Source organism: Nitrospirillum pindoramense, from assembly GCF_007827955.1.
Lineage (GTDB): Bacteria > Pseudomonadota > Alphaproteobacteria > Azospirillales > Azospirillaceae > Nitrospirillum > Nitrospirillum amazonense_B.
This window is the reverse complement of record NZ_VITR01000001.1, coordinates 309,495-328,756: the sequence shown is the minus strand read 5'-3', so window position 1 is coordinate 328,756 and position 19,262 is coordinate 309,495. Positions and strand designations below refer to the sequence as shown.

The 19,262-nt window shown below is 70.2% G+C and carries 15 protein-coding genes; 11 read left to right on the top strand and 4 right to left on the bottom strand.

The window, feature by feature from the left end:
- Positions 1 to 160: 160 nt before the first annotated feature.
- Complete coding sequence (locus tag FBZ90_RS01355) at positions 161 to 796, bottom strand: TetR/AcrR family transcriptional regulator (RefSeq protein WP_145729231.1); 636 nt, start codon at positions 794 to 796, stop codon at positions 161 to 163.
- Between the two features lie 274 nt (positions 797 to 1,070).
- Between FBZ90_RS01355 and FBZ90_RS01350 the strand changes: the two genes are divergently transcribed.
- The 3 genes from FBZ90_RS01350 to FBZ90_RS01340 are packed head-to-tail and all read left to right on the top strand — an operon-like array spanning position 1,071 to position 5,191.
- The gene (locus FBZ90_RS01350) at positions 1,071 to 2,177 is read left to right on the top strand and encodes an LLM class flavin-dependent oxidoreductase (protein WP_145729229.1); all 1,107 of its coding nucleotides are present in this window, start codon (positions 1,071 to 1,073) and stop codon (positions 2,175 to 2,177) included.
- On the top strand, positions 2,177 to 2,746 hold the full coding sequence (locus FBZ90_RS01345) for an NADPH-dependent FMN reductase (protein WP_145729227.1): 570 nt from the start codon (positions 2,177 to 2,179) through the stop codon (positions 2,744 to 2,746). Before FBZ90_RS01350 ends, FBZ90_RS01345 begins: the two co-directional genes overlap by 1 nt.
- Positions 2,747 to 2,764: 18 nt before the next feature.
- Positions 2,765 to 5,191: a glycoside hydrolase family 3 protein gene (locus FBZ90_RS01340; RefSeq protein ID WP_145729225.1), complete on the top strand. Its 2,427-nt coding sequence runs from the start codon at positions 2,765 to 2,767 to the stop codon at positions 5,189 to 5,191.
- Positions 5,192 to 5,284: 93 nt separating this feature from the next.
- On the opposite strand, the gene FBZ90_RS01335 is transcribed toward FBZ90_RS01340, so the two are convergent.
- The 3 genes from FBZ90_RS01335 to FBZ90_RS01325 are packed head-to-tail and all read right to left on the bottom strand — an operon-like array spanning position 5,285 to position 8,500.
- Positions 5,285 to 6,265, bottom strand: coding sequence for a sugar phosphate isomerase/epimerase family protein (locus FBZ90_RS01335; protein ID WP_211101875.1), 981 nt, complete (start codon positions 6,263 to 6,265; stop codon positions 5,285 to 5,287).
- A 20-nt stretch (positions 6,266 to 6,285) separates the two neighbouring features.
- On the bottom strand, positions 6,286 to 7,338 hold the full coding sequence (locus FBZ90_RS01330) for a sugar phosphate isomerase/epimerase family protein (protein ID WP_145729223.1): 1,053 nt from the start codon (positions 7,336 to 7,338) through the stop codon (positions 6,286 to 6,288).
- A gap of 34 nt (positions 7,339 to 7,372) precedes the next feature.
- On the bottom strand, positions 7,373 to 8,500 hold the full coding sequence (locus tag FBZ90_RS01325) for a Gfo/Idh/MocA family protein (RefSeq protein WP_145729222.1): 1,128 nt from the start codon (positions 8,498 to 8,500) through the stop codon (positions 7,373 to 7,375).
- 123 nt (positions 8,501 to 8,623) lie between these two features.
- On the opposite strand from FBZ90_RS01325, the gene FBZ90_RS01320 reads away from it, so the two are divergent.
- The 8 genes from FBZ90_RS01320 (at position 8,624) to FBZ90_RS01285 (ending at position 19,247) form a co-directional block, all read left to right on the top strand.
- Complete coding sequence (locus tag FBZ90_RS01320; RefSeq protein WP_145729220.1) at positions 8,624 to 9,631, top strand: LacI family DNA-binding transcriptional regulator; 1,008 nt, start codon at positions 8,624 to 8,626, stop codon at positions 9,629 to 9,631.
- Positions 9,632 to 9,820: 189 nt separating this feature from the next.
- Entirely contained in the window at positions 9,821 to 10,819 is a 999-nt protein-coding gene (locus FBZ90_RS01315; protein WP_145729218.1) for an MBL fold metallo-hydrolase, read from the top strand.
- Positions 10,820 to 10,949: 130 nt separating this feature from the next.
- Positions 10,950 to 12,173 carry an MFS transporter gene (locus tag FBZ90_RS01310; RefSeq protein WP_145729217.1) on the top strand — a complete coding sequence of 408 codons (1,224 nt, stop codon included), beginning with the start codon at positions 10,950 to 10,952 and terminating at the stop codon, positions 12,171 to 12,173.
- A 3-nt stretch (positions 12,174 to 12,176) separates the two neighbouring features.
- Positions 12,177 to 13,292: an FAD binding domain-containing protein gene (locus FBZ90_RS01305; protein WP_145729215.1), complete on the top strand. Its 1,116-nt coding sequence runs from the start codon at positions 12,177 to 12,179 to the stop codon at positions 13,290 to 13,292.
- A gap of 5 nt (positions 13,293 to 13,297) precedes the next feature.
- Entirely contained in the window at positions 13,298 to 14,389 is a 1,092-nt protein-coding gene (locus FBZ90_RS01300) for an HlyD family secretion protein (protein ID WP_246130084.1), read from the top strand.
- Positions 14,386 to 15,966 carry an MFS transporter gene (locus tag FBZ90_RS01295; protein WP_211101874.1) on the top strand — a complete coding sequence of 527 codons (1,581 nt, stop codon included), beginning with the start codon at positions 14,386 to 14,388 and terminating at the stop codon, positions 15,964 to 15,966. The genes FBZ90_RS01300 and FBZ90_RS01295 overlap by 4 nt, the downstream gene beginning before the upstream one ends.
- A gap of 66 nt (positions 15,967 to 16,032) precedes the next feature.
- Complete coding sequence (locus FBZ90_RS28580) at positions 16,033 to 18,534, top strand: ATP-binding protein (protein WP_145729213.1); 2,502 nt, start codon at positions 16,033 to 16,035, stop codon at positions 18,532 to 18,534.
- Between the two features lie 143 nt (positions 18,535 to 18,677).
- Positions 18,678 to 19,247, top strand: a complete 570-nt coding sequence (locus tag FBZ90_RS01285; RefSeq protein WP_145729211.1) for a helix-turn-helix transcriptional regulator — start codon at positions 18,678 to 18,680, stop codon at positions 19,245 to 19,247.
- The last annotated feature ends 15 nt before the right edge of the window (positions 19,248 to 19,262 follow it).

The window sequence follows — 19,262 nt, the reverse complement described above, 5'->3', positions numbered from 1 at the left end:
CCTTATTCCCGAGAATTAGAACATTAATTCTGAACGGTCAACAGTTGTTCACGCGAACGATATCAAAAAAAATCACCCCAGCCCCCTGGGCCCGTCGCCGGCGCCGACGCTGGCGCCATCCCCGGTTCGGCCCCGGTTCGGCCCCGGGGGGCCATCCCCGTCAGGTGGGTTTATATTTTAGGAAGCACAGCGCCATGAGGCTGATGTCCATCTTCAGTTCGGTCCAGTCCCCCTCCCCCGCCACGTTCATGGCGGAGCCCAGGCCCAGATATCGGGCGTAGGAGGCGTAGGCCATGGCGAAGCAGGCGTGCACCGCCCGTTCCGGTTCCGGATGGTTGATCTCGTTCCGGCGGGACAGCAACAGGGTTTCAAACCGCACCGCCATGCCCTCATGCGAGCGCTTGCCTATTTGCGCGATGACAGGGTCCACCGGCGCGCGCGCCATGAAAGCCCGCAACAAAGGGCTGTTTTCCTTAAGAAACTCACCAAACTCAGCCAGGACGGCGGGCACCAGCCGGTCCAGGCCATAGCCCTGCCAGCGAACGGGATCGGTCACCCGCCGCTCCTTCTCCTCGATCGTCGTGAGCGAGCGGGTCTGCACCGTGCGGATCAGCGCGTCCTTGCTGTCCACCCGGCCGTAGATCGAGCCGATGGAGACACCCGACCGGCGGCTGACTTCGTTCAGGGTGAAATCCTCATACCCCCGCTCCTGCAACAGCGCCGTGGCCGCATCCAGCACCCGTTCAAACGATGCGTGGCTGCGATTCTGCTTGGGCGCGCGCGCCGACGTTTCCATCACCTATTCCCCAACATACGCACAGGATCAAAAAGCATTCCCATCCATCGCCCCATTCTTATTCGCAAGCGCAATCTTTCAGCCCCTTGACGGCGGGCTGTCATCTGACCTACAGAATAATAGAACGATGGTTCTGGTTCTGGATGTCCATGTTAGCACAGGCGTCCGGTTCCCGCGCACGCCAAATCCGGCCCCCTGCCGGCATGGCCTCCCCTTGCCCCATCCATGAAACAACAGCCCGGACACCACCGGGATCGACAGGAGGTTCACCCCCATGCGCTTTTCCGTCTTCCTCGCCGGCCGGTCCCTGGGCCCGCAAGACGACAAGTTCGTCATCGACACGCTGGTGTCCCACGCCAAGGAGGCGGAGGCGTTGGGCTATGACGCCGTGTTCACGCCCGACCATCACTTCACCGGCTATGCCCCCATGGCCAGCGACCCCTTCGTCTTCACCGCCTTCCTGGCTGGGCAACTGAAGCGGGTGCATTTCGGCTTTTCCGTCACCACCGTACCCCTGCACCACCCCGTGCGTTTCGCGGAACGGGTGAATTTGCTGGACCAACTGACCGAGGGACGGCTGCTGGTGGGCATCGGCAGCGGCACCACGCCGGAGGAGATGATCGGCTTCGGCGTGAACTACAAGGAAACCAGCCGCATCGCCCAGGAAAACCTGGATATCGCCGAGGCGCTGTGGGCCAAGACCACCGACGATCCAGCCGTGGAATTCGACACCGGCCACTACAAGGGCCAGGTGGTGCAGCGCATCGTGCCCGCCCCCTACGGCGACAAGCCGCACGCCCCGTTGATGAGCGTGGCGCTGCGCCCCAGCAGCGCCGACCGCGCGGCGAAGGCCGGCTTCCCCGCCTTCATCCCGGCCTTCACCCCACCCCAGATCGGCGGGCGGGAGCCGCTGGCCCATGTCACCAAATACTTCACCTACTACCGCGACGCCTTGTTGGCCGCCGGCCATGCCCCCGACGTGGTGGCCAAGGCCCTGGCCTGGACCACCCACACCTATCAGTGCGTCCATGTCGCCCCGACCGATGCCCAAGCGCGGGAGGAACTGGAGCTGATCCTGAAGTCCTACCAGGCCGCCGTGGATCGCGAGCTGGTCTACAACAAGCGGGCCGAGGCCATCAGTGACGTGAAAATCCATGAGGCGCCCAACGCCCTGTCGGAAGACTGGATCAGCACCTGGTGCCTGTACGGCAGCCCGGACACGGTGGCCGCCCACCTGCGGGACTATGCCGACCTCGGCATCGGCAACGTGCTGATGAGCTTCACCAACGGCCCGTTGACGGCAGAACGGGACCGGCTGGGCCGCGCCTCCATGCGGCTGTTCGCCGAGCAGGTCATGCCGCGTTTCCGGGAGGGCGAGTGATGCCCGCGCCACTCATCGTCGGCATCGGCGGTACCACGCGGCCAGGCTCCAGCGGAGAGAAGGCGGTGCGCGCCGCGCTGGCCCGCGCCGAGCGGACCGGCGCCCGCACGCGGATGTTCGGCGGGGCGGAGCTGGCGGCCCTGCCCCACTTCGCGCCGGAGGACAGCAGCCGCACCCCGGCCCAGCGAGCCCTGGTGGAGGCGGTTCGGACGTGCGACGGCCTAGTCATCGGCACCCCCGGCTATCACGGTGGCGTGTCGGGCCTGGTCAAGAACGCGCTGGACCTGCTGGAAGACCTCAGGGACGACAGCCGCCCCTATTTCGAGGGGCGGGCTGTGGGCTGCGTCGTCACCGCCGCCGGCTGGCAGGCCTGCGGCGTGACCCTGACCGCCCTGCGCGGCATCGTGCATGCCATGCGCGGCTGGCCCACCCCCCTGGGAGTGACCTTCAACACCAGCGGCGGCGGCCTTTTCGGCCCCGACGGCGCCTGCACCGACATGGCGGCGCAGGCCAACCTGGACATGCTGGCGGACCAGGTCACGGGCTTCGCCCGCCGCCAGGCCGCGTGACCCAAGGAACCGGGGAGGATGCCTGTGACATCGGATGCTATCGACGTGTCGGCCCTGACCTTGGACGACAAGGCCCGCCTGACCACGGGCGCGGCCATGTGGTCGACGGCCGCCCTGCCGCAAGCGGGCATCCCCCCGGTCAAGATGGCCGACGGCCCCATGGGCATCGCCAGCGGCCGGGTGGATGAGCGCGACGTCTCAACCCTCACCCCTTGCGGTACCGCGCTCGCGGCCAGCTGGGACCCCGCCCTGGTGCGACGCATCGGCGCCCTGGTGGGTGAGGAGGCGCGGCGCCTGGGGGTGCAGGCCGTGCTGGCGCCCAACCTGAACCTGCCGCGCAGCCCCCTGGCCGGCCGCGCGTTCGAGATGTTCTCCGAGGATCCCTGGTTGACGGGCGAGATGGGCGCCGCCTGGATCGACGGCATCCAGAGCCGTGGGGTGGCCGCCGTCGCCAAGCATCTGGTGTGCAACGACAGCGAAACCGAACGCAACGCCATGGACGCGGTGGTGGACGAGCGCACGCTGCGCGAGGTCTATCTGCTACCGTTCGAGCGGGCGGTGTCCACCGGCGTCTGGGGCATCCTGGCCGCCTATAACCGCGTCAATGGCACCCATTGCGTGGAGCATCCCCTGTTGCTGCGCGACATTGTGAAAGGGGAATGGGGTTTCGACGGCTTCATCGTCTCCGACTGGTTCGGCACCTTGGACACGGACGCCAGCGCCACGGCCGGCCTGGACCTGGAGATGCCGCCCATGACCGGCCGCTTCGGCCCCGCGCTGGCCGCGGCGGTGCGCGAGGGCCGGGTGGCGCCGGCCCGTGTCGATGACGCGGCAGCCCGGGTGGCGCGGCTGGCGGCACGTACCCACACGGGCGCCGTTTCCCCCTATGAGGACGACGCGCCCGCCCTGCTGACCGAGGCCGCCGCCGCCGGCTTCGTGCTGCTGAAGAATGAAGGCGCCCTGCTGCCCCAGGCGCCACGGCCGGGCCTGACCATCGCCGTCATCGGGCCCAACGCGCTGGCCCCCTGCTACCAGGGCGGTACCTTCGCCAAGATCGCCGTGCGGCCCGACGCCCTGGCACCGCTGGACGCGATCCGCGCCCGTTATGGCCAGGACTGCACCGTGCTGTTCGAGCCGGGCGTGGACCCGCAGCCGCGCCTGCCGTCCATGCCCGTCACCGCCCTGGATGGGACAGGGCGCGGCATGACGGTGGAGTATTTCACCGGCCACGACCCGGACCAGCCCCCCAGCCGGACGGAGACGCGCGACACCAACAGCCTGACCTGGTTCCACGGCATGGACGGCGCCCCGCCGCTGGACCGGCCGGGAACGGTGCGGGCCAGCGGCCTGCTGACACCCACCCAAGATGGTCCGCATACCTTCCACGTCGGCGGCACCGGGCCGGTGCGCCTGCTGCTGGACGGGGTGGAGGTCTTCCGCCGCGACGACTCCGTGCGGCCGTCCGATATCATGGGCGTGCTGAAGGCGGGGGAGGCGGACACCGTCACCCAGGCGCTGGTCGCCGGCCAGGCGGTGCGGGTGGTGGTGGAGTTGCGCTACGCCCCCGCCCGCGCCCACGGCCTGTGGTACGGTGTGCGGGGGCCGGACAACCCGGCGGAACTGCTGGAACGCGCGGTGGCCGTGGCATCCCAGGCCGACACCGTCTTCCTGATCGTGGGAGAGACGCAGGACGCCGGCGTGGAAAGCAAGGACCGGCCGGATACGCGGCTGCCCGCCGGGCAGGCCGAGCTTATCCGCCGCGTGGTCGCCGCCAATCCCAACACCGCCGTCCTGGTCAACGTCGCCCACGCCGTGGACCTGTCCTGGGCCGAGGGGGTGCCGGCCCTGATGATCACCTGGTATCCCGGCGAGATGTTCGGACCGGCCATCGCGGCGGTGCTGGCCGGTGACCGGGAGCCAGGGGGCCGCCTGCCCCTGACCTTCGCCGCCCAGGACGGCGACTACCCCGCCTATGACCTGACGCCGGATGAGGACGGCCGGGTGCGCTATGCCGAGGGCTGGCACATCGGCTACCGCCACTTCGCGGCCCAGGACCTGGTCCCCCGCCACTGCCTGGGCGAAGGCCTGGGCTACACCACCTTCGCCTATGGCCATCCGGTGGTGGCCCCCACCGCTGATGGCGGCGTGACGATCATGGTACCAGTCCGCAACACCGGCGCCCGCGCGGGCAAGACCGTGGTGCAGGCCTATGTCACCAGCCCGGAGGAGGACGGCTCATCCCCCATCCCGCGCCTGCGCGCCATCGCCCCCCTGGTTCTGGCACCGGGGGCGGAGGCGACCGCCGTGCTGACCCTGGACGCCCGCGCCTTCAGCCATTGGGATGTCGGGCGCCACGGCTGGCGCACCGCCCTAGGCGGCCACGCCATCAGCGTGGGGCCATCACTGGCAGCGGCCCGCCCGGCGCACCTCTGGCAGGCGCCCTAGGCCTGATACCCACGGCATTTGATCGTGGACCCTCAAATGCGCTCTCAATCGCCAGCGCCGCTGGCACGAGATCGGGGCCCCAGACAGGATGCGTCATACCGCCAGCTTGGCCAGATAGTCGGCGCTGAGCCGCGCCGCCTCCAGCCGGGGCCGGGCGAAAGGGGGTTCCTGCTCGACATAGAAGTGGCTAACGCCGCCAGCATGGGCGGCGGGCAGGATGCGACGCCAATCCAGGGTACCGGCGCCCACCTCCGTCGGGTCCATCTTCAGCCGCGTGTTGGTGGCGGTGCCCGCCTTCACATCCTTCACATGCATCAGGCGGAAGCGGCCGGGATGGGCCTGCAATAGCGCCACCGGATCAAGGCCCGCCGCGGCCACCCAGCCGGCGTCCATTTCCATCTTCACCAGATCCGGATCGGTTTCGGCCAGCAGGATGTCGTAGCCGGTGGCCGTGCCGCCAGCCATAGGGGCGAATTCGGGATTATGGTTGTGGTAGGCCAGTTGCAGCCCGGCTTTCTTCAGGGCCGCCCCTTTCTCGTTGAGGAAGGCGGCCTGGGCCTTCCAGTCATCGACGGTGAACTGCGACGCGACCCGGGCCAGGAAATCACCGAAGCCTTCGCCCGCCTGCAGCCCACCCAGGCGCGCCGGGATGGTGAACATGGGCATGACGATGAACTTCAGCCCGATGGTGTGGGCATCGCGCACCAGCGCGTCCAGGTCGCCGGACAGGCTGGGCGCCGGGCCCCTGCCCTGTGCATTGACATGGGCACTTTCGCACACCAGGCCGGCGGCCTTCAGCGCCACCGCCAAGTCGCCCGCGGTATGGCCGTAAAATCCCGGCAGCTCCACCGCGCGGTAGCCCATGTCCGCCACCGCCGTCAGCGTGCCGGGCAGGTCCTTCTGCGCCAGGTCGCCCAGGGTGTAGAGCTGCAGGCCGATGGGCAGGCCGTTGCCCTTGAAGAAAGGTGTGGGGGCGGCGCTGGATAGCCGCGCCAAGCCCAGGCCGGCCAGGGCGGCGACACCGCCAATGAAGGCGCGGCGGCTGGTTCGTGTCGTGATCATTGGGGTGATCATGGGTATTCCCTTGGCTTGCTTTATAGGCCCAGCAGGGCGCGGTTGCGGGCCGTGTCCACGCCGCTGGCGGCGAAATCGTCGAAGGCGCGTTCCGTCACCCGGATGATGTGGTCGCGGATGAAGGGCGCCCCTTCCTGCGCGCCATCCTCGGGATGCTTCAGCGCGCATTCCCATTCCAGCACAGCCCAGCCGGGATAGTCGTATTGGGCCAACTTGGCGAAGATGGCCCCGAAATCCACCTGCCCGTCCCCCAGGGAGCGGAAGCGGCCCGGCCGCTCCACCCAGGGCAGATAACCGCCGTAGACGCCGGCGCGGCCATCGGGCCGGAACTCCGCGTCCTTCACATGGAAGGCGCGGATGCGGGAATGGTAGCGGTCGATGAAGGCCAGGTAGTCCAGTTGCTGCAGGACGAAATGGCTGGGGTCGTAGAGGATGGTGGCGCGCGGATGGTGGTCCACCCCGTCCAGGAAGCGTTCGAAAGTGGCGCCGTCGAACAGATCCTCCCCGGGATGCAATTCAAAGCAAAGGTCGACGCCGGCGGCATCGAAGGCGTCCAGGATGGGACGCCAGCGCCGGCCCAGCTCGGCGAACGCCTCCTCAACCAATCCGGCGGGGCGCTGCGGCCAGGGGTACATATAGGGCCAGGCCAGGGCGCCGGAGAACGTGGCGTGCGCCGTCAAGCCCAAATTGCGGCTGACGCGGGCCGCCAGCATCAGTTGATTCACCGCCCATTCCCGGCGCGCTGTGCCATTGCCGCGCACCTCCGGCGGGGCGAAGCCATCGAACAGCGCGTCATAGGCGGGATGGACCGCCACCAGTTGGCCCTGCAAGTGGGTCGACAGCTCGGTCACCACCACACCCTTCTCCGCCAGGATGCCGGCGAATTCCTGGGCGTAGTCGACGCTTTCCGCGGCCTTTTCCAGATCCAGCAGGCCGCTTGGCCCCGTGGGCACCTGCACGCCCTGATACCCCAGGGACGACGCCCAGCCGGCCAAGCCACCCACGGTGTCGAAGGGCGGCGTGTCGCCCGCGAACTGGGCCAGGAAAATGCCGGGGCCCTTGATGGTCTTCATGGTTGTTTTCCTTCCCCGAAAAGCGTTGGCCCCGTCACAGATCAACCCAGCCGGCGCCGTTGGCGGCCACGGCGCGGGCGATGAAGGCCATGCCGCGCACCCCGTCCTGGATGGTGGGGACCGCCGTGCCGTCAAGATCGCCCCCGCTGGCGATGATGGCGGCGAAGTCGCGGTAAAGCGTGGCGAAGGCCTCGATGAAGCCCTCGGGATGGCCGGTGGGCAGGCGCGCCGGCCCCCGTCCCGCCGGGCCGAGATAGGGCGATGCCGCATGCAGCGTCTGGGTGGGGCGGTCCAGCCAGTTGAGGGTCAGCACGTCCGGCCGCTCATGGCACCAATCCAACCCGCCCCGTTCACCATAAACCCGCAGGCGCGGGCCGTTGCGATCCCCCGCCGCCACCTGACTGGCCACCAGCACGCCCGGCACGCCATCGCCGAAGCGCAGCAGGATGTTGCAGTCGTCATCCAGCCGGCGGCCGGGCACCACGCTGTTGAGGTCGGCGTTCAGCCGGGTGACCTTCAGGCCGCTGACAAATTCCGCCATGTTGAAGGCGTGGACGCCGATGTCGCCGATGCAGCCGCCCAGGCCGGACCGCGCCGGGTCCGCCCGCCAGGCGGCCTGGGCGTTGTCCGTTTTCTCCACCGCCTCGGACAGCCAGCCTTGGGAATATTCCACCACCACCTTGCGGATGGCGCCCAGGTCGCCACGCCGCACGATCGCCCTCGCCTCCCGCACCAGGGCATAGCCGGTGTAGGTGTAGGTCAGGCCATAGGGACGGCCGGTATCGGCCACCACGCGGGCCAGCTCCTGCGCCTCCTCCAGGGTGGCTGTCGCCGGCTTGTCGCTCAGCACGGGGAAGCCCGCCTCCAGCGCCGCCTTGGCCACCGGGAAGTGCAGATGGTTGGGGGTGACGATGGCCACGAACTGGGCGCCGTCGGGCCGCGCCGCCTCCGCCGCCAGCATTTGGCGATAGTCGCCATAGGCCCGCGCCGGGTCGATGCCATAGCCCCGGGCCGCGGCCGCGGACTTGGCCGCGTCCCGGCTAAAGGCCCCGGCCACAAGGCGGATTCGGCCGTCCAGCTCCGCCGCCATGCGATGCACCGGCCCGATGAAGGAGCCGGGGCCCCCACCCACCATGGCCATACGGATCACGCTGTCGGACATCGCCCCCCCTTTGCGCTCTTTGATGTGCGGCGCGTTTATGAAATCGATTACATCACTCTAACAGCCGGGCCCCGCCCTCGCAACCCTTGCAGGCGGCGCGGATCAAACGCACCCTCCCATCCCATGCCGACCATTCAAGACGTGGCCCGCCGGGCCCATGTTTCCACCGCCACCGTCTCCCGCGTCCTGAGCACCCCCGAGGTGGTCAGTGAGGCGACGCGTGAACGGGTGATGGCCGCCGTCGAAGCCCTGGGCTATGAGCCCAACTACGCCGCCAAGAGCCTGCGCACCCTGCGCACGGCCAAGATCGTCGTGACGGTGCCCGACATCTCCAACCCCTTTTTCTCCAGCGTCATCCGCGGGGCGGAGGAGGCGGCGCAGGGCGCGGGATATTCGGTACTGCTGGGGGATACCCGCCACAGCACTGAGCGGGAGGAGCAGTACGCCGGCATGCTGCGCCGGAAGGAGGCAGACGGCCTGATCTTCCTGGGCCATCGCCTGCCCGACACATTGGCGGAGTTGATCGGCCGCCAGGGCGCCAAGGCGCCGGTGGTCAACGGCTGCGAGTTCAGCCCCGACCTGGGTGTGTCCAGCGCCCACATCGACAACGCCGCCGCCGCGACGGAGGCCATGGATCTGCTGTACGGCCTGGGCCACCGCACCATAGGCGTCATCACCGGCCCGCTGGCCAGCCCCCTCAGCCGCGACCGCCTGGCCGGCGTGTGGACCGCCGCCGCCCGCCACGGCGCGGAAGCGGGACTGCGCATCGCCACCGGCGACTTCTCCGTGGAATCGGGGGAGCGGGAGGCCGAAAGCCTGCTGGCCGCCGCCAAGGAGCCCACGGCCCTGTTCTGCTTCAGCGATGAGATGGCCATGGGCGCCCTGGCCGCCGCGCGCCAGCGGGGCCGCCGCTGCCCGGACGACCTGTCCCTGGTGGGCTTCGATGACATCCGCTTCGCCCGCTATCTGGAACCGGCGCTGACCACGGTCAGCCAGCCCATGGAGGATTTGGGGCGGACGGCGGTGGCCCTGCTGCTGGACATCCTGCGCGGCGGACAGGACGCCCCCCGATCCGTCACCCTGCCGCACCGTCTGGTCGTGCGCGGCAGCACGGGGCTGGCCCGGCGTTAACGGGCGCGGCTAAGCGCCCGCGCCATCCGGGCGGGCATGGCGCAGTGTCACGGACCGCGTCCCTGCCTTGGGTGGAGTGCGGCCGTGAATAAACCCCACTGAGAGACAAAGGAACGGCAAAAGCGCCAAGACGGGCGGGTCTGGCGTGGCGATGCTGGGCGCGGATCCGACTGCCTGGTGAAACCGACGATGACCGCTTTCCCCCGCTGCCTGGCGACAGCCGCCGCCCTGGCGTTCACCGCCGCCCTATCCGTGGCCACGATAACAGTACCCCCGGCGCAGGCCGCGGCACCGCAGGCCCGGACGCAGGCGCCCGGCTTCTATCGCATGATGCTGGGGGATATCGAGGTCACGGCCCTGCTGGACGGCACCCACCCCTTCCCCGTGCATGAGGTGCTGACCGGCATCCCGATGGCGGACGCCGACACGCTGCTGGCCGCCTCGGACCTCGCGGCACCGGTGGAGGGGTCGATCAACGCCTTCCTGATCAATACCGGGACCAAGCTGATCCTGATCGACAGCGGCGCCGGGGTGCTGTACGGCGCGGATGGCGGACACCTGATGGCCAACCTGCGGGCCTCCGGCTATACGCCGGAGCAGGTGGACGAGATCTATCTGACCCACCTGCACCGCGACCATGTGGGCGGTGTGGACCAGGGGGGCCGGATGGCCTTCCCCAACGCCATCATCCGCGTCAACCGCCGCGATGCCGATTTCTGGCTGAATCCGGCCAACAAGGCCAAGGCGCCGGCCTTCCTGGGCCCCATGTTCGATGGCGCCATCGACAGCCTACGCGCCTATGTCGACGCCGGGCGCGTGCAGCCGTTCGACGGCGAGGCGCAGTTGAACCCCGCCATCCAGGCGCTGCCCAGTCCCGGCCACACGCCCGGCCACACCGCCTATCGCGTGCGCAGCCGGGATGGCCAGACGCTGCTGGCCTGGGGTGACATCGTGCATGTCGCGGCCGTGCAGTTCCCGGACCCGGCCGCCACGGTGAAATACGACAGCGACAGCGCGGCGGCGGCGCAGGCCCGCGACCGGCTGATGGCGGAGGCTGTGGCGGAGGGCAGCTGGGTGGCCGCCGCCCACATCACCTTCCCCGGCCTGGGCCACGTCGTCCGCCGCGACGGCCGTTATGTCTGGCTGCCGGCCAATTACACGACCGTGGGATTGACGCAGGCGCGCTGACCCCGACCCGGTCCGTCCGCTCAGCCCATCTGCCTGAGGCGTGTTCAAAACCGGAAAGGGGCATCCAATCCGCGCGGGGGCGTTTCAGGCATCCTGCACGGGTATCCGCCCCCGCCCAAAGAGCATCGCGATGACACCTGCCCCCCACCCCCCGGACACGACGGCCGTACCGCCGGCGCCCGCCTTGACCGGGGCGCTGACCCTGGCCATGGCCGCCGCCTGCGGCATCGCCGTGGCCAACATCTATTACAACCAACCCATGCTGGGCATCCTGGAGCATGAGTTCGCGGGAAGTCCCCTCACCGGCTTTGTGCCGACGGCGACCCAGCTGGGCTACGCCGCCGGCCTGTTGCTGCTGGTGCCCCTGGGCGACCTGGTGGACCGGCGTCGCCTGATCGTGGCGCAACTGCTGACCATTGGCGTGATGCTGGCGCTGGCCGCCGCCGCCCCGTCCGCCGCCTGGCTGGTCGCGGCGTCACTGTTCATCGGCGTGCTGTCCACCGTGGCCCAGCAGATCGTGCCCCTGGCCGCAACGCTGGCGGCACCCCACAAGCGGGGCCACGTCATCGGCATGGTGATGAGCGGCCTGCTGTGCGGCGTGCTGTTCAGCCGCACGCTGGGCGGCTTCGTCGCGACCCACCACGGCTGGCGGTCGATGTTCTGGCTGGCGGTGCCGCTGGCCTGGGCCACCGCCGCGCTGATGGCCGCGACCCTGCCCCGCCACGCGCCGGCCAGCACGCTGCGCTATCGGGAGGCGCTGGCCTCGCTGGTCCATCTGTGGCGACACCGGCCGGCCCTGCGCGCCGCCGCCCTGACCCAGGGTGCCCTGTTCGCCTCCTTCTCCGCCTTCTGGACCGTCCTGGCGCTGCGGCTGGAGCAGCCGGCCTTCAACCTGGGTGCCGACGTGGCCGGCCTGTTCGGCGTCATCGGCGCCGCGGGCGTGGTGGCGGCCCCTATCGCCGGCCGCCTGGCGGACCGGCGGGGCCCGCACGTGGTGGTGGGGCTGGGCACCGTCGTCACCCTGCTGTCGTGGCTGCTATTCGGGTCCTGGGCCAATGTCTGGGCCATGGTGGCCGGGGTGATCATCCTGGATTTCGGCATGCAGGGCGCCCTCGTCTCCAACCAGGCCATCGTCTTCGCCCTGGATCCGCAGGCGCGCAGCCGACTGAACACCGTGTTCATGGGCAGCATGTTCCTGGGGGGCGCCATGGGATCGGCCGCCGCCACCGCCGCGTGGAAGCTGGGACAATGGCCGGCCGTCTGCACCCTGGGCGGCGGCTTGGCCGTCCTGGCCTTCGCCATCCAGGCCATGCTGACCCTGCGCCGCCGCAGGGTGGCCCGGGCGGGGGGCTGAGCGATGGAACCCTTGCGCATCCGCATCGTCGGCGGCTCCGTCGGCGGCTTGTTCGCCGCGGCACTGCTGCGGCAGGACGGGCATGACGTCCGCCTTTATGAACGCTCCACCACCGGTCTGGCCGGCCGGGGCGCCGGGTTGGTCAGCCAGCGGGAACTGTTCACCCTGCTGCGCGCCGTTGGGTGCGACCATGTCGCCCGCATCGGCGTGGTGGCGTTCGAACGCATCTATTTCGATCGCGACGGGGGTATCGCGGAGCGGCACGCCATGCCGCAAACCCAGATCTCCTGGGATCATCTGTTCCGCGTCATGCGATCGAAGGTGGCTGACGACCAATACGTGACCGGCCGCGCCGTGGCGACCGTGACCCAGGGGCCCGACCGCGCCCGCCTGCTGTTCCTGGACGGCGGGGAGGAGGAGGCGGATCTGGTGATCGGCGCCGACGGCCTGGGCTCGGTGGTGCGGCCGGTGGTGACCGGGGCGCCCGCGCCCAACAGCTATGCCGGCTATGTCGCCTGGCGCGGCCTGTTCGCCGAAGAGCAACTGCCGGCGGATGCCGCCATCCTGCGCGACCGCTTCGCCTTCTACATGATGCCGCGGTCCCATGCCCTGGGCTATCTGGTACCGGGGCCGGGCGGCGAAACGACCGTGGGCCAGCGGCGCTATAACTGGGTGTGGTACAGGCCGGTGCCGGCGGCCGCCCTGCCGGCCACGCTGACCGACACGGAAGGGCGGTGCCATCCCCATTCCCTGTCCCCCGGCCAGGTGCGGGCGCCGGCGGTGGCGGCCTTGCGGTCCGATGCCGCCCGCCTCCTGCCCCCGCCCTTCGCCAGCGTGGTGGCGGCGGAGCCCGAGCCCTTCATCCAGGCGATCTTCGATTATGAGGCGCCGGTGATGGCGTCCGGCCGCATCGCCTTGCTGGGCGACGCGGCCTTCGTGGCCCGGCCCCACACCGCCATGGGCGTGGCCAAGGCCGCCGGTGACGCCCTGGCCCTGCGCCGCCATTTGGCGGAGGCGCCGACGGTGGCCGACGCGCTGGCGCTGTACAGCACTGAGCGATGCGCCGCCGGCACGGCCATCACCGCCTATGGTCGCCGCCTGGGAGCGGCGTTGGAGTGAGCGCCATGGACACCGTGACCACACCCGCAATCGACACCAGTGTCAGCGCCAGGCGCTGGCTGCCTCCCCTGCTGCGCACCCTGGCCCTGGGCGGAGCCATCGTCCTGGTCTGGCTGGTGGCCGGGCACTGGGATCGCTGGGTCGGCGACGCACGCCACCAATCGTCCAGCGACGCCTATGTCACCGGCGACCTGACGCCGCTGTCCGCCAAGATTTCGGGTTACGTCCAGACGGTGGCGGTGGACGACTTCCAGACGGTGCATAAGGGCGATCTGATCGCCCAGATCGAACCGTCGGACTACCGCGCCCAGGCCGATCTGGCGGAAGCCGGGCTGACGGCGGCCCAGGCGGCGCTGGCCAACCTGGCCAACCAGCGGGAGGTGCAGCGCGCCCTGATCCAGCAGGCGCAGGCCAGCATCGCCGCCGCCGACGCCGATGTCACCCGCACCCGGCTGGAGGCGGCACGTCAGCGCGACCTGCTGCGCACGGGGATCGCCGGAACGGGGCAGAAGGTGGAGCAGGCCGACGCCGATGCCGCGAAAGCCCTGGCCCAGTCGCAGTTGGCCACCGCCCAGCTGGCGCAGCAGAAGGCCCAGCTGGCGAGCCTGGACGTGCAGGAACGGCAACTGACGGCCCAGGTGCGGGAAGGTCAGGCCCAGCTGGACCTGGCCCGCAACAACCTGGCCTATACCCGCATCGTCGCCCCCGCCGACGGCATGGTGGGCCAGCGCCAGGTGCGTCCGGGACAGTTCGTCAACGTCGGCACCCAAATCATCGGCGTCATGGCCCTGCCCCGGGTGTGGGTCGTGGCCAACTACAAGGAAACCCAGATGACCCATGTGCGGGTGGGTGATCGGGCCACGGTGACGGTGGACGCCTTCCCCGACCTGGTGTTGCACGGCCATGTGGAAAGCTGGTCGCCGGGCACCGGCAGCGTCTTCACCCTGCTGCCACCCGACAACGCCACCGGCAATTTCACCAAGGTGGTGCAGCGCGTGCCGGTGAAGATCGTGCTGGACCCGGTACCCGCCCTGGGGACGCTGGTGCGCCCCGGCATGTCGGTCGTGTCCACCATCGACGTGGACGACAGCAAATGACCGCCGCGGCCGTCCCGCCGGTGCCGCAGCCCCGCCCGATGCTGGTCCCGTGGCCGAGGCTGGACGGCATGCGGGCCTATATCGGCATCCTGGGCGTGCTGTTGGGGGCGTTGGTGTCCACCCTGGGCGCCCGCGCCACCACCTTCGGCCTGGCCGACCTGCGGGGTGGCCTGCATGCCGGCTTCGACGAGGGGGCGTGGATCACCACCGCCTATGGCGTGGGCCAGATGGTGGTGGGCGTGGCCTGCCCCTATCTGGGCATCGTCTTCGGGGCCCGCCGGGTGCTGTTCGCCGGCATCGGCCTGTTCTTCGTGTCCAGCCTGCTGGCGCCGTTGTCGCCCAACCTGACCGCCTATCTGGCCATGCAATTCCTGTCGGGCGTGGGGGGCGGCACCTTCATCCCCCTGACCATCCGCTTCATCGTCCTGAACCTGCCGGTGCGACTGACCCTCTATGGCCTGGCCGCCTATGCCATGAATTCGGAGTTCTCGCAGAACATCGGCGCGGCGCTGGAAGGGTGGTATGCCGAGAACTGGTCCATCGCCTGGCTGAACTGGCAATACTGCCTGGTCCTGCCCGTCATGTTCCTGTGCGTCTGGACCGGCGTCCCGCGGGAGCCGGTGAACACCGACCTGCTGAAACAGCACGACTGGCCCGGGGTGGCCTATGCCGCCGTGGGCTTCGGCCTGCTGTATGCCGGCCTGGACCAGGGCAACCGCCTGGACTGGACACGCAGCGGCCTGGTGGTGGGCCTGCTGGTGGCGGGCGGCCTCGTCACCGCCCTGTTCGCGGTGCGGGAGCTGGTGGTCAGCCGGCGGCCCTTCCTGAACCTGCGCCTGATGCTGCGGGGCAACCTGCTGCTGCTCATGCTGCTGCTGGCCGGCTTCCGCTTCATCATCCTGTCCACCGCCTACATCATCCCCCTCTACCTGCAGGTGGTGCAGAATTTCCGCGAATTGCAGGTGGGCCCGGTGCTGCTGTTCATCGCCGTGCCCCAGTTCGCCCTGATCCTGCCGCTGGCCTGGGTGCTGGCCCGGGTGGACGGGCGCTGGGTGCTGTCCGCCGGCGCCCTGCTGATCGCCATCGCCTGCTGGCAGGCCACGGCCCTGACCAGCCTATGGGCCACCTGGGATTTCCTGCCCTCGCAAGCCTTGCAGGCGGTGGGGCAGTGCCTGGCGCTGACAGCCCTGGTGGTACTGGTGGTGCGCAACATCACCCCGGCCGACGCCATTTCCATCGGCGCGCTGATGCAGACCGCCCGCCTGTTCGGCGGGGAGATCGGCGTCGCATTCATGCAGACCTTCGTCCGTACGCGCGAACAGCTGCATTCCAACCTTCTGGGCCTGCATGTCGACCCGCTGTCCGGGGCCACCGCCGACCGGCTGGCCCGCTATCAGGCGGCCCTGGCCCCGCATATGGACGACCCTGTCGGCGGTGCCGCCCGGCTGCTGGCGAGCCGGGTGGGGCAGCAGGCCTCCGTCCTCGCCTATATCGACGGCTTCGCGGCGGCGGCCGTGGGCGCGCTGGTCTGCATTCTGCTGGCCGCCTGGCTGTGTCCGCCGCCGGCCAAGGCTTGAAGCGATGGCGGGCATGGCCATAGAACTCAGGGAATTACGGGATGATCAAGGCATGCGGGTCGAACGATGAGTGACCAGGGCGTCCGTTACACCTTCGGCAGCTTCACCTTCGACGTGCCGCAGATGACGCTGGCCAAGGCGGGGCAGCCGGTGAAGCTGGGCGGCCGTGCCGCCAACCTGCTGGCCGTGCTGGCCGCCGCCGGGGGCGAGCTGGTGACCCGCGACCGCTTGCTGGCCGAGGTCTGGCCCGGCCAGGCCATCGATGAAAGCGCCGTGCGCGTCCATCTGTCCGGCCTCCGCAAGGCGCTGGGCGACGACGGGCTGGTGGTGAACGAGGCTGGGCGCGGCTATCGCCTGACCCTGCCCGTGGTCCGCACCGCGCCGGCCCAGGTCGCCAGCCAAGCCACCGCGGCGGCCCAGCCCGCGCGCATGGCGCCGGAATCGGCGGCCCCCCGCCCCTTGGTGCGCCTGCTGGGCCGGACGGAGATCGTGGCCAGCCTGGCGGCGGAACTGCCGGAGCGCCGCTTCCTGACCCTGGCGGGCCCCGGGGGCATCGGCAAGACGTCCGTGGCGCTGGCCACGGCGGCGGCGCTGGCGCAGGACATCGCCGTGCGCTTCGTCGACCTCGCCCCCGTGTCCGACGCGGCGTGGGTGGAGGGCACACTGGCCACCGCCCTGGGCCTGCCCGCCTCCGGCGTCGACAGCTTCGCGGCCGTGGCCGCCACCCTGGGCGCCAACCCCAGCCTGCTGCTGCTGGATAATTGCGAGCATCTGGTGGATGCGGTGGCGGAACTGGCGGAGCGATTGCTGCTGGCGGTGCCCAGCCTGCTGATCCTGGCCACCAGCCGGGAACCCCTGCGCGCCGCTGGCGAATGGGTGCACCGCCTGCCGGCCCTGCCCATCCCCGACGACCAGGCCCAGGGCGCGGCGTCCGTCCTGACCTACCCCGCCGCCGCCCTGTTCTTCGAACGGGCGCGGGCCGTGCGGTCGGACTTCACCGTCGACGACGGCAACGCCCAGGACCTGGCCGAGATCTGCCGCCGCCTGGACGGCATTCCCCTGGCCATCGAGCTGGCCGCCGCCCGCGTCGACCTGATGGAACTGCCGGAGCTGGCCAGCCGCCTGCACGACCGGCTGAACCTGCTGACGCGCGGCCGGCGCACCGCCCTGCCCCGCCACCGCACCCTGCGCGCGGCGCTGGACTGGAGCTATGAGCTGCTGGCGCCGGAGGAAAAGGACCTGCTGATCAGCCTGTCGGTCTTCCGCGCCGGGTTCGACCCCGCGGACGCGTGTGGCGTGACCGGCGGACGCGAGATGGCCGTGCTGGATGGCCTGGCCGACCTGGTGGCCAAGTCCCTGGTGGTCAGCAGCCGGGAGGGAGGCGCCACCCGCTACCGCCTGCTGGACACCACCCGTTACTATGGCCATGAGCGCCTGGCCGACACGGGGGCGGAGGGCCGCATCCGCGCCGCCCACGCCCGCCACATGATCTCTCTCTTCACCGACGCGCAGGCGGCATGGGAGGGCAAGGCCCCGCGCGACTGGCTGGCCATCCACAGCCGGCGTATCGACGATATCCGCGGCGCCCTGGACTGGGCGACGGGGGAGGATGGCGACATCGGCCTGGGCTTGGGCCTGATCGTCGCCAGCGCGTCGCTCTGGTTCCACCTGTCGCTGGCCGATGAGTTCCTGGGGCGGGCGGAACGCATCCTGGCGGTGCTGGACCAGGGGGCCCCGGCCGGTGCGGTCGACCAGGCCCAGCGGGTGGAATTGCTGGCCGCCTACGGGCATGCCCTGTGGCACACGCGGGGACCGGTGCCGGAGATGGGCCGGGCGTTCCAACAGGCGTTGAGCATAGCCGAGGATATGGGGGACGAGGGGCTGGCCCGCCGCGCGCTGTGGGGTGTGTGGGCCCACCGCATCCTGGAGGGCGGCTACGCCGAAAGCCTGGCGCTGGCGGAGGCGTTCACCGACCGCATCGGCCCCGACGCCGGCCTGGCCGACCGCCAGACCGCCATGCACATGCGCGCCCTGTCCCACCACTTCATGGGGGACCACCCGCCGGCCCTGGAGCTGCTGCAGGCGGTCATCGCCGCCGACGCCGACCCCGTGCGGGTGAACCACGCCAACCACGCCCAGGTGGACGGCAAGGTGGCGGCGCTGAGCCTGCTGATGCGCCTGCAATGGCTGATGGGCGACATCAACGGCGCCCTGGATCTGGCCCGCCTGTGCGCCGAGGACGCGGTGGGCACGGACCACGCCCTGTCCATCTGCTATGGCCTGGCCATCGGCTGCATCCCCGTGGCCATCGCGGCGGGCGAAGGAGCGCTGGCCGGCGCCTGGATCGACCTGCTGGCCCAGCGCACCACCCGCCACGCCCTGGACCATTGGCACGTCTTTGTCCAGGGTTATGGCGCCGCACTCGGCCGGCCCGGCGCCATAGCCGCCAGCGCCAGCGCCATGCAGGTGGAGATGTTCGCCGTGGCGGGGGCGGCGGAGGCCCGTGCCCGGGTGAAGTCCCGCCCCGCCCCCCTGGCCGGGTGGCATGGCGCCGTGCTGACCGTTTAGCGCTTAACGGTGTGGGGCGTTAAACAACGCTTCACATCGCTTAACTCCCGGTGTGGCGGTCATCTGGCCGAAACTTCCTTCATCGACGGTTCCCCACCGCGGCGCGACGCCCCCCGGGGGAACCTCACCGGATGGAGGATGAGATGACCGCCACTGCCACCTTGGACGCCTTCAACACTCTGGCCGGCCTGCCCCGCGCGGGTGCCGTGCCCGCCGGCCACCTGGCCGCCGCCGCCCGCCTGCTGGAGGAGGCCATGCATGCCGTGGAGCATGACGTGGCCCAGGCCCGCGACCGCATCATCCAGGTGCGGGACCTGTTGCTGCACCGGTCCCCGGAAAAGGCGGCGCCGGAAGCGGTGCGCGGCGGCCTGGCGCCCTGGCAGGCCCGCCGCGTGACCGCCCTGATCGAGCGCCGGCTGGACGGCACACTGTGCAATGAGGACCTGGCGGTCGAGGCCAAGCTCAGCACCAGCCATTTCTGCACCGCCTTCCGCCAGACCTTCGGCATGTCGCCCCACGCCTTCATCATCAGCCGCCGGGTGGAACGTGCCAAGGCGCTGATGCTGGACACCGACGACGCGCTGGCGGAGATCGCCGACGCCTGCGGCTTCGCCGACCAGGCGCATTTCAGCCGCCTCTTCCGCCAGATCACGGGCAGCAGCCCCGCCAGCTGGCGCCGCGCCAACGCCATCGACGTCTCCCTGATCGCCTGACCCCATCGGAACCGT

Bases quoted from the DNA above. Each gene is read 5' to 3' on its own strand.
- FBZ90_RS01350 (WP_145729229.1), top strand. From the start codon at position 1,071: ATGCGCTTTTCCGTCTTCCTCGCCGGCCGGTCCCTGGGCCCGCAAGAC.
- FBZ90_RS01300 (WP_246130084.1), top strand. From the start codon at position 13,298: ATGGACACCGTGACCACACCCGCAATCGACACCAGTGTCAGCGCCAGG.
- FBZ90_RS01305 (WP_145729215.1), top strand. From the start codon at position 12,177: ATGGAACCCTTGCGCATCCGCATCGTCGGCGGCTCCGTCGGCGGCTTG.
- FBZ90_RS01330 (WP_145729223.1), bottom strand. From the start codon at position 7,338: ATGAAGACCATCAAGGGCCCCGGCATTTTCCTGGCCCAGTTCGCGGGC.
- FBZ90_RS01355 (WP_145729231.1), bottom strand. From the start codon at position 796: ATGGAAACGTCGGCGCGCGCGCCCAAGCAGAATCGCAGCCACGCATCG.
- FBZ90_RS01310 (WP_145729217.1), top strand. From the start codon at position 10,950: ATGACACCTGCCCCCCACCCCCCGGACACGACGGCCGTACCGCCGGCG.
- FBZ90_RS01295 (WP_211101874.1), top strand. From the start codon at position 14,386: ATGACCGCCGCGGCCGTCCCGCCGGTGCCGCAGCCCCGCCCGATGCTG.
- FBZ90_RS01335 (WP_211101875.1), bottom strand. From the start codon at position 6,265: ATGATCACCCCAATGATCACGACACGAACCAGCCGCCGCGCCTTCATT.
- FBZ90_RS01315 (WP_145729218.1), top strand. From the start codon at position 9,821: ATGACCGCTTTCCCCCGCTGCCTGGCGACAGCCGCCGCCCTGGCGTTC.
- FBZ90_RS01340 (WP_145729225.1), top strand. From the start codon at position 2,765: ATGCCTGTGACATCGGATGCTATCGACGTGTCGGCCCTGACCTTGGAC.
- FBZ90_RS28580 (WP_145729213.1), top strand. From the start codon at position 16,033: ATGAGTGACCAGGGCGTCCGTTACACCTTCGGCAGCTTCACCTTCGAC.
- FBZ90_RS01345 (WP_145729227.1), top strand. From the start codon at position 2,177: ATGCCCGCGCCACTCATCGTCGGCATCGGCGGTACCACGCGGCCAGGC.
- FBZ90_RS01285 (WP_145729211.1), top strand. From the start codon at position 18,678: ATGACCGCCACTGCCACCTTGGACGCCTTCAACACTCTGGCCGGCCTG.
- FBZ90_RS01320 (WP_145729220.1), top strand. From the start codon at position 8,624: ATGCCGACCATTCAAGACGTGGCCCGCCGGGCCCATGTTTCCACCGCC.
- FBZ90_RS01325 (WP_145729222.1), bottom strand. From the start codon at position 8,500: ATGTCCGACAGCGTGATCCGTATGGCCATGGTGGGTGGGGGCCCCGGC.